The following is a 14449-nucleotide window of genomic DNA, read 5'->3' on the forward strand; positions in this document are numbered from 1 at the left end:
CCAATACAGAACGGGAGAGGACCCATGTCCCCCAAGACACTCTATGACAAGATCTGGGATGCGCATGTTGCGCATGAATCAGAGGATGGCACCTGCCTGCTTTATATCGACCGCCACCTGGTCCACGAAGTGACCAGCCCGCAGGCCTTTGAAGGGCTGCGCATGGCCGGCCGCAAGGTGCATTCGCCAGAGAAGACCATCGCCGTACCGGACCACAACGTTCCCACCACGGCGGGCCGTGAAGACCCGGCGCAGATGACCGAGGAAAGCCGCATCCAGGTTGAGGCGCTCGACAAGAACGCCAAGGAATTCGGCGTCCACTACTACCCGGTCAGCGACATCCGCCAGGGCATCGTGCATATCGTCGGCCCCGAACAGGGCTGGACCCTGCCCGGCATGACCGTGGTCTGCGGCGACAGCCACACCGCCACCCACGGCGCATTCGGCGCGCTGGCACACGGCATCGGCACCTCCGAGGTGGAGCACGTGCTGGCCACCCAGACGCTGATCCAGAAGAAATCCAAGAACATGAAGGTGGAGATCACCGGCAAGCTGAAGCCGGGCGTGACCGCCAAGGACATCACCCTTGCGGTGATCGGCGAGACCGGCACCGCCGGCGGCACCGGCTATGTGATCGAATACTGCGGTGAGGCGATCCGCGATCTCTCCATGGAAGGGCGCATGACCGTCTGCAACATGGCGATCGAAGGCGGCGCCCGCGCGGGGCTGATCGCGCCGGATGAAACCACCTTTGAGTATGTCAAAGGCCGCCCGCACGCCCCCAAGGGTGCCCAGTGGGAAGCCGCGCTGAACTGGTGGAAGACGCTTTACACCGATGAAGGCGCCCATTTCGACAAGGTGGTGACCCTGAAGGGCGAAGATATCCAGCCCGTCGTCACCTGGGGCACCTCGCCCGAAGACGTTCTGCCGATCACCGCCACTGTCCCCTCCCCCGAGGATTTCACCGGCGGCAAGGTCGAAGCGGCCCGTCGCGCGCTGGATTACATGGGGCTCACCCCCGGTCAGAAGCTGACCGACATCCAGATCGATACCGTCTTCATCGGCTCCTGCACCAATGGCCGGATCGAGGATCTGCGCGCCGTGGCCGAGGTGGTCAAGGGCAAGAAGATCAAGGACGGCATGCGGGCCATGATCGTGCCCGGCTCGGGTCTGGTCCGCGCCCAGGCCGAGGAAGAAGGCCTGGCCGACATCTTCAAGGAGGCCGGTTTCGAATGGCGCCTTGCGGGTTGCTCCATGTGCCTGGCGATGAACCCCGACCAGCTGTCCGAGGGTGAGCGCTGCGCCGCCACCTCGAACCGCAACTTCGAGGGGCGTCAGGGCTATAAGGGCCGCACCCACCTGGTCAGCCCGGCCATGGCCGCCGCTGCCGCCATCACCGGTCACCTGACCGATGTCCGCGAGCTGATGTAAGGAGCCAGCGATATGGAAAAGTTCGAAAAACTGCACGGTATCGCGGCGCCCATGCCGCTGGTCAATATCGACACCGATATGATCATCCCCAAGATCTTCCTGAAGACGATCAAGCGCTCGGGCCTTGGCGTGAACCTCTTTGACGAGATGCGCTATGACCGCGAGGGCAACGAGATCGAGGATTTCGTGCTGAACAAGCCCCAGTACCGCGAGGCTGAAATCCTGGTGGCGGGCGACAACTTCGGCTGTGGGTCCTCCCGCGAACACGCCCCCTGGGCGATTGCGGATTTCGGCATCAAATGCGTGATCTCCACCTCCTTTGCCGATATCTTCTTCAACAACTGCTTCAAGAACGGCATCCTGCCCATCGTGCTGCCGCAGGAACAGGTCGACCTCTTGATGAAGGACGCGGAAAAAGGTGCAAACGCGCGCATGACCGTGGATCTGGAAGCGCAGGAAATCACCACGTCGGATGGTGAGGTGATTCCCTTCAATGTGGACGCGTTCAAGAAGCACTGCCTGCTGAACGGGCTGGATGACATCGGCCTGACCATGGAAAAGGCGGGCGCCATCGAAAGCTACGAGAGCAAGATGTCCCAGGAGCGCCCCTGGGTGTGATCGGATCTGCCGCAAAATGACTGCGAAAGCCGCCCCTGCGGGCGGCTTTTTTCGTGGCGGGCCGACCCGCGCCGACCGCCCCCGCGCCACAATTGAGACATATTTACTAAAATTATCCCGAAACCCACCGGCCCTGGAAATCGCGCCCAAGCCGCTTGCGGTCGGGATGCCGCCACCCCCAACATCTTGTGGAAGCCCCCGCAAGGCGCTGAAATCCAAGGCATCCGCTGATGTATTCCCGCACCAGTCCCCCCGCGATGAGCGCATTTTCGCGGAGTTTCCGGATCAAGCCACTTGAGTGCAGCCCCCCTGCCATGCTGAAATGAGGCACAATTGAGGCAGACTCTTCGGCGCAGACCGGAGAACACAAGTTGGAACAAAGGTCCGGCAAAAGTACCGGCCAGTCCAGGTTGAAGGAAACAGAGGCAGTGTTCGCACGCATCACAGGCGCGGCAATCCGTGGCGTATTGGTGGCATTGTTGATTGCAATGCCCTCCTTGCTGCTACCGGTATCAGCCACCGAATCTCCGGAGATCGTCGTCTTCATGGCGCTGCTGGGCGCGGTGCTGACCTTTGCCGAGTATTTCTCGAACTATCCAAGCTTTGTGGAATTCCGCCAGGCGCCGCCGCTCAACCGGATGCGCTTTTTCTCCTTCTTTGCGGCGGTGGGCCTGCTGAGCCTGCTGGCGCGCCATCCGCTGGATCCCACCAGTCTGACCGCGCTTGTGCATGAGGTTGCCCTGCGCCTGGGCGCGATGATGGATTTTGCCTATTCCCCCGTTCAGCTCACCACTTTGATGATGCCTGCAGAGGTGCCCGATGCGCTGGTGCTGGCGGTGCGCTCGGCCGCGGGGCTGAGCTATCTTCTGGCCGCGCTGGCGATCATCGCCTTCGCCCTGGCGATCCGAATCGGGAATTGGCCGCTTGGCAATGGCGCCTTCAATGTCTGGGTGAACCTGCCGCTGTTCGACCCGACCACCGGCGGAGACGTGGTGCTGCGCCTGCAGCGGGACGGGCGTATCAACATGGTGATCGGCGTGCTGTTGCCCTTTGCCATTCCGGCCCTGGTGAAACTCGGCTCCGGGCTGGTCGATCCCGCCGTGCTGGCCGCGCCGCAGACCCTGGTCTGGACCATCGGTCTCTGGGCCTTTGTCCCTGCCTCGATGATCATGCGTGGGCTGGCACTGTTGCGGGTGGCCGAGCTGATTGCCCAAAGACGCCGGGCGGCCTACGCGGATCCCGACATCCTGCAAACCGCATGAGGGGGCGGGCCGTTTCCCTGGCGGCCGCGTTTTCCATCCTCCTGTCAGTATGTCTGCCTGCCTGGGCCGACAGCTATCGCATTGCCACTTTCAACACCGAACTCTCCCGCAAGGGGCCGGGCCTGCTGCTGCGCGACATTGAACAGGGAAAGGATGCGCAGATCGCCGCTGTGATCCGGGTGATCCAAGCTTCCAAGGCCGATGTGATTGCCCTGCAGGGGATTGATTGGGACTATGAGAACCTGGCGCTGAAGGCCCTGCAGCGGCGCCTGGACCTTGCCGGGGCGGCCTATCCCTATCTCTTTGCCAGGCGGCCCAACGCAGGCCTTCCTTCGGGGCTGGACCTAGACGGTGACGGACGCCTTGGCGGGCCCGGAGATTCCCAGGGTTATGGCGATTTCACCGGCAAGGGCGGGATCGCCCTGCTGTCACGCCATCCGATCCTGGACGATGAGGTCCTGGACCTGTCGCCGCTTCTGTGGCGGGACCTGCCTGCCGCATTGCTGCCGCAACACCCCGATGGCAGTCCCTTCCCCACGGCCCAAGCGCAAGCGGCCCAGCGCCTGTCTTCGACGGCCCATTGGGTTGTGCCGATCCGATTGCCGGACGGCCAGCACCTTGATCTGATGGTCTTTCAGGCGGGGCCTCCGGTGTTCGATGGTCCCGAAGACCGCAATGGCCGCCGCAACCACGATGAGATCCGCCTCTGGCAGCTTCTGCTGGACGCGCGTCTCCCCGCTCCATTTCATCGTGCCCAGAACCGCCCCTTCGTGATTGTCGGCGGCGCCAATCTCGACCCCGAAAAGGGTGACGGATTGCGCAGCGCCATCCAGGGGTTGCTGGCAGATCCCCGGCTGAAGGATCCGCGCCCTGGCAGCCAAGAGGCCGACTTGAGCACGGTGGATTGGCAGACCCCCGGCAGGATGCGGGTGGACTATGTGCTCCCGTCGGCAAACATTCAGGCTCTGGATGCAGGGGTTTTGTGGTCGCTGCCCGGTGAAGACACGGCACAACGTGCCAGTCGGCACAGGTTGGTCTGGGTGGAGATCGACCTGCCCCCGCTCTCCACACCAGAAACCGACTGACACCAGAAAAGGCGCTCTCCCGCCCGTCATTGCCTCCTGTCAGAGGCGCTTCCCGTTGGGCGTGGCACCGCGCATGGCGCGGTGCCACGCCCAACGCCGCCAAGGTGTTCTGGCGCCAGCCAGGGCACCTGCGGGGGCGGGAGATCCTGCCTGCCGTGCCGCTATCTCAGCAGATCCTTGGGCAGCGCCTGGTGCAGAGCCTCTGAAAGCTCTGTGTGTTCGAAGCCGGGCAACAGGCCCTCAAACAAGCTGCCATCCAAACTGTGCGCGGTATTCCAAAGGTAGCGCATCTCGAGAAGGCAGCGCCCCATCGGCCAGAACGGGCGCGCCAGTTGCACCGGCCACCAGGCCATCTGCTTCATGACAACCGGCTGTTCCAAGCAGCCATTCACCGACGCCAGCAAGTCGCGCCCACTCAGCGTGTATCCAGGAAAGGGAATGTCCGCAAAGACCGGCAGGCGATCCCCGAGATCCGCCAACCCCACCGCTGCCCGTGCCATATCGGGCAGATAGGCCCAGGCATGCGGAATGTCCGGATTGCCGGGATAGACGAACCGCCCCTTGGTCAACTTCGCCGTCATCACCGCATCGAACCAGTTCCCCGAGGCCTCGGTATCCAGAAAATCCCCGGCCCGCAGCAGGATGGTCCGCACACCGGAGGTGCGATAGGCCTCCTCCATCGCGATCCGGATACGGCCCAGCGGGTTTTCGGCCCGATGAGGCGAGCGCGCGGACCAGGGGCCGGGGGTCTGAGGCCCGAAGACATAGACATTGCCCGGCACGATCACGGTGGCACCGCTTGCCTTGGAGGCGGCGATCACCCGGGCGTGAAGACCCGGCACCTGAGCGGCCCAGTCGGGATAGGCCGGGTTCCACCCCACCACGATGATATCCTTGCCCATGGCGGCACGCATCAGATCATCCCGCCCGCGGTCAAAGGGCAGCACGGTATCTCCTGCCGCCTCAAAGGCACGAAAGGCAGCGCGGCCAAACCGGCCGGTTGCACCAAGGACAAGCACATTGCGGGGCATGATCTGTTCCTTTCATCCTGAACAGCCCCAGAATAGGCAGAGGATTGCATCATTCATATTGCATGGATCCGCAGATCTGCCATTCATTTGTGAATGGATAACCCTGCATTGACCGACTGGACCCTGATCCAGAGCTTTCTCGCCGTTGCCGAAACCGGCTCGCTTTCGGCGGCGGCAAAACGGCTGCGGCGCAGTCAGCCCACCCTGGGGCGCCATATCCAGACGCTGGAACGCGAGCTGGACCAGCGCCTGTTCCACCGCCACCCGCGTGGCCTGACCCTGGCGCCACAGGGGGAAAGACTGCTGCCCCTGGCGCGAGAGATCAACGACCGCATGAATGCCATCAGCCTGCAGGCCGCCGGCCAGTCGCAGGACTTGACGGGAACGGTGCGGATCACCGCCAGCGTCTTTGCCTCGCACTATGTCTTGCCTGCCATCCTGGCCGAGATCCGCGCGACCGAACCGGGGATCGAACTGGAACTGGTGCCCAGCGATGCCTCCGAAAGCCTGGTGTTCCGCGCCGCCGATATCGCGGTCCGCATGTATCGCCCGACGCAGCTTGATATCGTCGCCCGCCATGTGGCGGATCTGCCGCTCGGGATCTTTGCCGCCACAAGCTATCTGGACCGGCGCGGGCGCCCCGACACCCTTGCCGATCTCTGGCAACACGACCTGATCGGCTATGATGCAGACGATCTGATCCTGCGCACCATGCAGGCCATGGGGTTTGACGTCGACAGGCATGACTTCGCGCTGCGCTGCGACAACCAGTCCGCCTATTGGGAGCTGTTGCGCGCAGGCTGCGGGATCGGGTTTTCGCAGCGTGGCCCCGCCCTCCTGGACACGGAGGTCGAGGAAGTGGATCTGGGCCTGTCGCTGCCACCGCTGCCGGTCTGGCTGGCCGCCCATGGCGTGATGCGGCAGACCCCGCGGATCCGGGCCGTCTGGGATATGCTGGCAACAGGGTTGGAGCGCGCGGCAAAACAGGCCATCGCCCCTTAAAGTCAAGGCCGCGTTATTGACGCTGGCCCGCGCGAAGAGTACCCCATTCCCAGCTATTTCAAGGAGGAAGCGCATGTCCAACCCATCGATTCTGATTCTGCCCGGTGACGGGATCGGCCCCGAAGTCATGGCAGAGGTCCGCAAGGTCATCGGCTGGTACGGTGACAAGCGCGACATTCAGTTCGATGTGAGCGAGGATCTGGTCGGCGGCGCCGCCTATGACGCCCATGGAACGCCCCTGCATGACGACACCATGGCCAAGGCACAAGAGGTCGACGCCGTGCTTCTGGGTGCCGTGGGTGGCCCCAAGTATGACGTGCTGGACTTCTCGGTAAAACCCGAGCGCGGCCTCTTGCGCCTGCGCAAGGAAATGGACCTTTACGCCAACCTGCGCCCGGCACAGTGCTTTGACGCGCTGGCGGATTTCTCGTCGCTGAAGAAAGACGTGGTCGCAGGTCTCGACATCATGATCGTGCGCGAACTGACCTCGGGCATCTACTTCGGTGAGCCGCGCGGCATCATCGAGGAAGGCAACGAGCGCGTCGGCATCAACACCCAGCGCTATACGGAGAGCGAGATCGACCGCGTTGCGCGCTCGGCGTTCGAGCTGGCGATGAAACGCGACAAGAAGCTCTGCTCGATGGAAAAGGCCAACGTGATGGAGTCGGGCATCCTGTGGCGCGAAGTCGTCACCGAGGTCGGCAAGGACTACCCGGAGGTCGAACTCAGCCACATGTACGCCGACGCCGGCGCCATGCAGCTGTGCCGCTGGCCCAAGCAGTTCGACGTGATTGTCACCGACAACCTGTTTGGCGACCTCTTGTCCGATGCGGCCGCGATGCTGACCGGCTCGCTTGGCATGCTGCCCTCGGCCAGCCTCGGCAAGCCGATGGCCAATGGTCGCCCCAAGGCGCTCTATGAGCCCGTGCATGGCTCGGCCCCCGATATTGCCGGTCAGGGCAAGGCCAACCCGATCGCCTGTATCCTCAGCTTTGCCATGGCGCTGCGCTATTCCTTCGACATGGGCGTAGAGGCGGACCGCCTCGAAGCAGCTGTCGAAAAGGTTCTGGCAGATGGCGTGCGCACGGCGGATCTCCTGGGTGAAGAAGGCGTCGATCCGGTATCGACCAGCGAAATGGGCGATGCCATCGTCGCCGCGCTCGACGCGAGCCTCTAAGGCTCTTTCACAGGATCGGCTGCGGCGACAGGTTTTGCCGCAGCCAGCGCTTCACGCGCGACATGACCATAGAATGCAATGCGCTCGGCATGATGCAGGCTGCGCTGCAACCACCGCATTGCGTCCGTATGGGCAAAGACCTCGGACAATTGGTACATCCCGGCATGCTCCCCTAGCATCAACGCCCTTCGGTGGCGGTTGGTGCGCTGTTCAACCAGCCGCGCCAGACGCTCAAGCCGGGTCGCTGCCCGATGCAGATCGGCCGAATCGTCGGCACATTCCTGCAATGCCATGGCAAAGGCCCGCGCCGGGCGGCGCAGCAGCGGATCCTCCAGCAGGTCCGCGATACGTGCGGTCTGCTTGCAGCGCTCCATCAGCCGCAGCAGGTGGTCGATCTGATGCATGAGGGCTCCATAGGTGCGCTGCTGATCCGCGCGCCCCTCTGGCAGGCGGATATCGGCGAGAAACGCGGACAACTCCTGCACCCCCGTCTCGACGGCATGCAGCGCGGCCACGGGCCGATAGTCCGGCGGCTCCTGCAAGGCAGCCGCCAGGGCCATATGGATCCGCCGCGACAGGGTCGCCGTCGCCGCCTCTGCCGCCACCAGGGCAAGGTCAGGATCCTGCAACAGCGCCCGGTCCAGATGGATGAGCGGCGCCGCCGGATGCTCGGGCACCAGCCGCGCCACAACGGCGGCAAAGCGCCCGGTCAGCGGCAGGAACATCACCGTTCCCAGGATATTGAACCCCATATGGAAAATCAGCACCGCCGTCACCGGCCCGACCGCAGCCAACAGGGCGGCAAGCCCGGCCTCTCCTGTGATCAAGATCACCAGCGCCACCACCGAGGTCACCACGTTGAACAGCAGGTTCGCCAGGGCCGTCTGGCGCATGGGGCGCGATCCCCCGAGGGAGGCCAGAATGGCGGTGAAGGTGGTTCCCACGTTCATGCCGATCACGATTGCCAGGGCCTGCGTCAGGGTCAGCGCTCCGCCCTGTACCATCACCAAGGCCAGGGCCACCGCCGCCGAGGAGGACTGCATCACGATGGTGATCCCCACCCCCAGCCCCACCAGCACTATGAGCCCCCACAGGGTATCGGTGGGCAGCATCTTTGGCGTGATCAGCCCCGAGACATCACCCATGCCCGCCTGCATCAGATCCAGTCCGATCAGCAGCAGGCACAGCCCCGACACCATCCGGCCAATGCGCGCCACCCGGCCGCGCCCCAGAAGATCCGCCAGCCCCGCCAGCAGCAAACCCGCCATCGCAAGGCTGCCCAGCTTCAGCTTGAAGCCGAGGATCGACACCAGCCAGCCCGTGGCCGTGGTGCCGATATTGGCCCCGTAGATCACCCCCAGCGCCTGCGGCATCGTCAACAGCCCGGCGCCAACAAAGCCCACGGTCATCACGGTCGTGGCACTGGAGGATTGGATGATGGCCGTCGACACGGTTCCGGTCATCACCCCACGCAGGGGCGTGGTGGTGAAACGCGTGAGAACGGCGCGCAGGTTCGATCCGGCCGCGTCCCTCAGGGCTGCGGTCATGATCTTCATGCCCACCAGAAACATGCCGATGCCGCCCAGAATGGAAAGGTAGTCAGCCGTCATAGAACCGCCTGCATCCGGTTATGCGGGCAGTGTCGGCGGGCGGGGGCAGGTTTTGGATAATTCGGCATGGCGGAAAAATACCACGACAATTGCGCTTGCAAAACCCACGCTCCGGGTATAATCCCGCGCCACGGTCGGAGTGTAGCTCAGCCTGGTAGAGCACTGTCTTCGGGAGGCAGGGGCCGGAGGTTCGAATCCTCTCACTCCGACCAATAAAACAAGGCGCCCCAGGGCGCCTTTGTTGTTTTCAAGACAGGGATCGCAGGTTCGTTGAACCTGAGCGAAGCTGTCCCCCCTGCGATATCAGCCATTTGGCTAGGCTCAGGATCCGGATCTGAGACCCGCGGCTTCCCGGTCAGGTCACTTCTCTGCGCCACCTGCTGCGTCTCTGTCCGCACTGCTCCCCTTTTTGTCACTCCCGAGGTTCGTCTTCCTTTCTGCCAGCAATGCCATCCAAGGAGCGGCATCAAACCGGGACAGGTCCCTGCTGGCGCAGGCTGGCACACCTTCAGAATGTGGACTTTGAGTAAAAAACATCTAAGCTCGGCAGCTGAAACAGCCGCGATACCCTTTGCAGCGCCCGATGCGCTCGAAAGAAGACCGTATCCACAAGAGTCCGACATGATCGACCGCAACCGACACCAGGGTGATGGTCAGAAGGGAAACCACAGTTGGGGACAGGTGGACATTGACGGAACGCACCACAGAGTCCCTGCTCAGGAAGCTGATAGTTGGCAGGGAGTTTTCCAGGCTCGATCCAATGGAAGCGCTGGCATTCTATTGCTCGACCCTGGCTGACGCCATTCACGTTGATCGGATAACGGTTTGGCCATGCAAGACGCAGGCCCAGCATCTGCTGCCCCTGTTCGAATGGGGTGCAGGGCGCGCCCAAGGCCGAACGATCGACGCGTCGGCCCTCCCCCCCTTGCTGAAGGCGCTGGAGGATCAGGCTGTCATTGCCATTGACGATGTCAGCGAAGCGCCGGAACAGATTTCACCTGCGGGGGGTGCGGCCCGCTCGATCCTGGCCTGCCGCCTGGCCTCCGTCGGCCAGAGCCCCGGGATCCTTGTTCTGGAACGTATCGGCAGGCAGCACCTATGGAGCGCCGAGGAACAGACCGTTGCGGAATGCATCGCCAGCCTTGTTTCAGCCTGTTTCGATACGCCCCGCGACCAGGTCTCTCACCCCAAGGCCGATGTTGCCCAAAGAAGATCCTCGTATTTCGATCAGCACGTCGTCGACCAATACTGGGAAATGGATACGGACTTCAGGTTGCAGAAGTACCATCTCGGCGGGGCGAAGACCTCGCGCGATCTGGAGCCTCTCATCGGTCTGAAACTGTGGGAGATGCCGCAGGTTGACCCGGCACGGGGATCCTGGGGCGAGTTGCAAGGGGTGGTTGCGGAACGGGGCGATATTGACGACTGCACCTTTGCATCTGTCGACAGCACGGGCCAACGGGTGTTTCTGGAGCTCTCCGCCAAGCCATCCTATTCGGACGATGGGGCGTTTCTTGGCTATTGCGGGATCATACGCGACATCACAAACCGTGTGATGCGGGAACAGGATCTGAAGTCCAGCGAGCAGAAATACCTGAATGCGGCACGGCTGGCGAATGTGGCCTCTTGGATCTGGGACGAAGTCGAGGCGCGCATTTCCTACTGCTCTCCCGAGCTGGCGAATATCTATGGCATTTCGCCGGAAGAGTTGATGAGCAGGACTGTCGCCAACAAACACGTCGATGCGGCGCAGGACGACAGCAACGGGCTGCAGTACGATAAAGATCTCAGCTGGATCCACCCCGATGACAGGGACCGCTACCGTGCGGTGGTTGAAGGGGCCTCCAGGAACCGGACCGGCTACAATATCGTCACCAGGATCATCCGCGACGACGGTGACGTGCGCGTTCTTCACGAGATTGGCGAACCGGTTTTCGACATCACCGGCAAATTGATCGAAACGACGGGTGTGCTGCTGGATGTGACCGAGCAGGAGAACAGGAAATCCGAGCTCGAGTTGAAACGCGCCCAGTTGGAAAACCTGATGGACAATATTCCCGGTGCCATCTACCGGGTGAAGAACGATGAAAACTGGACGCCGATCTACAAAAGCGCCGGGTTTAACACGTTCTTTGATCCCAAGCTGCGCGATGATCAGGACGGTGAGCGTCACACGATCAACTTCGGCTCGGTTATTTCCGAAACCGACATGAAGAAGATGAACGAGGCGGTCGACAAGGCAATAGCCGATGGCAGCGATTTCTCGTTCGAGTATGCCGTCAAAAGGAGCGATGGCAGCGAAATCTGGCTGAGTGAACGCGGACGCCCGATCGTCACCGAAGACGGCGAGATTGAACTGGAAGGCGTGCTGATCGATGTGACCGAAAAGCACGAGGCGCAAACCGCATTGGCCCAGGCGCAGAAAATGGAGGCCATTGGCAAGCTAACCGGCGGCGTGGCTCATGACTTCAACAACCTGCTGGCTGTAATCCTCGGGAACCTTGAACTGCTTCAGGAAGAGCTGACCAGCGTGGATCAGCTGGCCTTCGTTCGCAAGAGCATCGCGGCCACCAGGCGCGGAGCGGATCTCACTCAAAACATGCTCAGTTTTGCGCGCCAGGCACGTCTTGAACCCACCACGCTTCACCTGAACGCCGTCATCGAAGACACGCAGAACTGGATCAGCAGGACGCTGCCTGAAAACATCGAGATCCACATGGCGCTCAGCAGTGACCTGTGGGAGGTGTCCGCGGATCGTAGCTCTACCGAAAGCGCCTTTTTGAATCTCATCCTGAATGCCAGGGACGCGATGCCGCATGGTGGCAAGATGACCATCGAAACCTGCAATATCGAGAGAGACCAGGATTTCAGGGATTCCAGCGGCGAACTGGTTCGACAGGGCAGATACGCGGTTCTTTCCGTCACCGATACCGGCTGTGGCATCCCGAAGAATGAAATCGGCAAGATATTCGAACCCTTCTACACCACCAAGGAAGCGGGACGCGGCTCGGGGCTTGGTCTTTCGATGATACAGGGCTTTGTCAAACAAACCGGCGGATCGGTTCAGGTCTATTCGGAGCCCGGGATCGGCACCACCTTCAGGATATACTTCAAGGCGCTGGAGACGGGCGATGGCAGCTCGACCGCACAGCCCGCACGGGCCGAAGAGGCCCTGCAGAACGTCGGGGCAAAGGTTCTTGTTGCCGAGGATGAGCCGGAGGTTCTGGAGATCATCCAGAAAACGCTCGAGGGAATTGGGTGCATCGTGACCCCGGCAAACAGCGGCGACGACGCATTGGAGATCTTGCAGCAGGATCCGGACTTCGACTTGCTGGTGACCGACATCGTGATGCCCGGCGCGCTGATGGGGACACATCTGGCAAAGGCCGCGCGGGCATTGCGGCCCGAACTGGCTGTCATCTTCATGTCAGGCTACGCCAATGAAGCCCAGGTCCACGGCAACGGCCTGCGCCCCGAAGACCTGCGGTTGAGCAAGCCGATCCCAAAGAATGACCTGATCGCAGCCGTCAAACACGCCTTGAAACGGGGCGGGCAGCCCTGAGCCGCCCCAGCTGCGACGTGCAGAGGCTCATGATCATCGAGACGCCCTAGGGCCTGGCTAGGTCAATGCCGACAGCCGGGGTCTGTACATCACCCGGTCTTGCGCAGCATGGTCGCCACGGCCTTCAACAGGTCGGCCTTCGGCACAGGTTTCATCAACCGCACGTCTTCGGGACGCAGGCCGTTGCCATGCACCGTCGCCTCGGCGGCATAGCCGGACATGAAGATGAAGGGGGTATCGGGATGCGTCTCGCGGATCCTCTTTGCAAGGTCGGTCCCCTGCAGGTCCCCGGGCATCACGATGTCGGTCACGACAAGGTCGAATGTCGGATCGGACTGGAATATCTCAAAGGCGGCATCGCCGGTGCTGGCGGCTGTCACCTCGTAGCCGCCGGTCTGCAATATGGTCAGCAGAAGTGCCCGGACCTGCTCTTGATCCTCGGCCAACAGGATACGCCCGGCGCCCGCGTTGCGGTCCGCCTGCACCGGCGACTCTTCCGCCTTGGCGGGCAGAGCCGTGTCGCTGACCGGAAAATACAGTTTCAGCGTGGTTCCAACGGCTGTTTCGCTATAGACCTGAACGGTGCCCAGCGACTGCTGCACAAAGCCCTGCACCATCGACAGACCCACCCCGGACCCGGATCCGGGCGGCTTGGTGGTGAAGAAGGGATCGAACATGCGCTCCAGGATTTCAGGATCGATCCCGGTGCCAGTGTCGCTGACCGCCAGCATGACATAGCGCCCGGGCTTGATCTCTTCGCCCCGGGCATCGAGGTAGGTTTCATCCAGGCGGATGTTTGCGGTTTCGATGGTCAGCCTGCCATGGCCCTGCATTGCATCGCGGGCATTCAGGATCAGGTTCAACAGCGCGCTTTCCAGGGATGTCCGATCCAGCTTCACCGGCCAAAGACCGGCCAGCAGAGAGATCTCCACGACGATAGAGGCCGGCAGGGTACGGCGCATCCATTTCTCGGCCTCGTGCACAATCGTGTTGAGATCCACCACCTCGGGCTGCAAGCGGGCCTCATGCGCGAAGGCAAGCAGGCTTCGGGTCAGACCCGCCCCGCGTTCACTGGCTGAAATGGCGCCGTTGATGATGACCTCAAGCTCCTCGTCCTCGACCCGCTCGCGCAGCAATTCGAGGTTGCCCATGATGATCGCCAGGATGTTGTTGAAGTCATGCGCCACGCCGCCGGTCAACTGGCCGATGGCCTCACGTCTTTGCGATGCCGCCAGGCTGGACTGGAGATCCTCCCGTTGTTTTTGTTCGGCCAGCCGGTTCGAGATGTCCGAGATATTCGCCCGCATCAACGTCCTGTCCGTCGGGGGAATCCGCGACAGGGAAATCTCGCAAAACACCGCTTCGCCTTCGGCGTTCAGGATCTCCAGGTTGAAAACAGGATGCGCGCCATCCAATGCCTTGTCCATATGTTGCCGGACGACATCGGCGCTCAGGTCTCCGGAGGGTTGTCGCTCGGGGCACTGTTTTTCCAGCATCGGTGCGTTTTCGAGATCGTCCCGGGAGATGCCAAAAAGCTCTTCTGCCCGCCTGTTCACCGCGGCGACCTGCCCGGCGTCCAAATCAAAGATCACAACCCGTATTCCCCAAGTAACCCGCTGATTTCGCTGTCCTGAACTCGACATTACCTATATAAATCATGGTGTTGATGGC

General features: G+C 62.2%; 10 protein-coding genes and 1 tRNA gene. 8 read left to right on the forward strand and 3 right to left on the reverse strand.

Annotation, left to right across the window (positions count from 1 at the left end):
• The first annotated feature begins 24 nt into the window (after positions 1-24).
• The 4 genes from leuC (at position 25) to PXK01_RS09110 (ending at position 4396) form a co-directional block, all read left to right on the forward strand.
• Positions 25-1431: a 3-isopropylmalate dehydratase large subunit gene (gene leuC, locus PXK01_RS09095; protein ID WP_274849292.1), complete on the forward strand. Its 1407-nt coding sequence runs from the start codon at positions 25-27 to the stop codon at positions 1429-1431.
• A 12-nt stretch (positions 1432-1443) separates the two neighbouring features.
• Entirely contained in the window at positions 1444-2049 is a 606-nt protein-coding gene (leuD, locus tag PXK01_RS09100; protein ID WP_274859728.1) for a 3-isopropylmalate dehydratase small subunit, read from the forward strand.
• Between the two features lie 428 nt (positions 2050-2477).
• Positions 2478-3311, forward strand: coding sequence for a hypothetical protein (locus PXK01_RS09105; RefSeq protein ID WP_274859729.1), 834 nt, complete (start codon positions 2478-2480; stop codon positions 3309-3311).
• Positions 3308-4396 carry an endonuclease/exonuclease/phosphatase family protein gene (locus PXK01_RS09110; RefSeq protein WP_274859730.1) on the forward strand — a complete coding sequence of 363 codons (1089 nt, stop codon included), beginning with the start codon at positions 3308-3310 and terminating at the stop codon, positions 4394-4396. The genes PXK01_RS09105 and PXK01_RS09110 overlap by 4 nt, the downstream gene beginning before the upstream one ends.
• A 161-nt stretch (positions 4397-4557) precedes the next feature.
• Here the strand turns inward: PXK01_RS09110 and PXK01_RS09115 are convergent, their stop codons facing one another.
• Positions 4558-5427, reverse strand: coding sequence for an epimerase (locus PXK01_RS09115; protein WP_274859731.1), 870 nt, complete (start codon positions 5425-5427; stop codon positions 4558-4560).
• A 93-nt stretch (positions 5428-5520) separates the two neighbouring features.
• Between PXK01_RS09115 and PXK01_RS09120 the strand changes: the two genes are divergently transcribed.
• Both PXK01_RS09120 and leuB read left to right on the forward strand, forming a co-directional pair.
• A complete protein-coding gene (locus PXK01_RS09120) occupies positions 5521-6429 on the forward strand; it encodes a LysR family transcriptional regulator (RefSeq protein WP_274859732.1) in 909 nt (302 codons plus the stop codon).
• 73 nt (positions 6430-6502) lie between these two features.
• A complete protein-coding gene (gene leuB / locus PXK01_RS09125) occupies positions 6503-7606 on the forward strand; it encodes a 3-isopropylmalate dehydrogenase (protein ID WP_274859733.1) in 1104 nt (367 codons plus the stop codon).
• Here leuB and PXK01_RS09130 read toward each other — a convergent pair.
• Complete coding sequence (locus PXK01_RS09130; protein ID WP_274859735.1) at positions 7603-9216, reverse strand: Na/Pi cotransporter family protein; 1614 nt, start codon at positions 9214-9216, stop codon at positions 7603-7605. The genes leuB and PXK01_RS09130 overlap by 4 nt on opposite strands.
• 135 nt (positions 9217-9351) lie before the next feature.
• On the opposite strand from PXK01_RS09130, the gene PXK01_RS09135 reads away from it, so the two are divergent.
• Both PXK01_RS09135 and PXK01_RS09140 read left to right on the forward strand, forming a co-directional pair.
• A tRNA-Pro gene (locus PXK01_RS09135) sits at positions 9352-9428 on the forward strand.
• Between the two features lie 548 nt (positions 9429-9976).
• Entirely contained in the window at positions 9977-12778 is a 2802-nt protein-coding gene (locus PXK01_RS09140) for a PAS domain S-box protein (protein WP_274859736.1), read from the forward strand.
• A gap of 89 nt (positions 12779-12867) precedes the next feature.
• On the opposite strand, the gene PXK01_RS09145 is transcribed toward PXK01_RS09140, so the two are convergent.
• Positions 12868-14370 (reverse strand): ATP-binding protein, encoded by a 1503-nt coding sequence (locus tag PXK01_RS09145; RefSeq protein ID WP_274859737.1) that lies wholly within the window; start codon positions 14368-14370, stop codon positions 12868-12870.
• Between the last annotated feature and the right edge of the window lie 79 nt (positions 14371-14449).

It is taken from the genome of Phaeobacter sp. PT47_59 (assembly GCF_028890025.1).
Classification (GTDB): domain Bacteria; phylum Pseudomonadota; class Alphaproteobacteria; order Rhodobacterales; family Rhodobacteraceae; genus Phycobacter.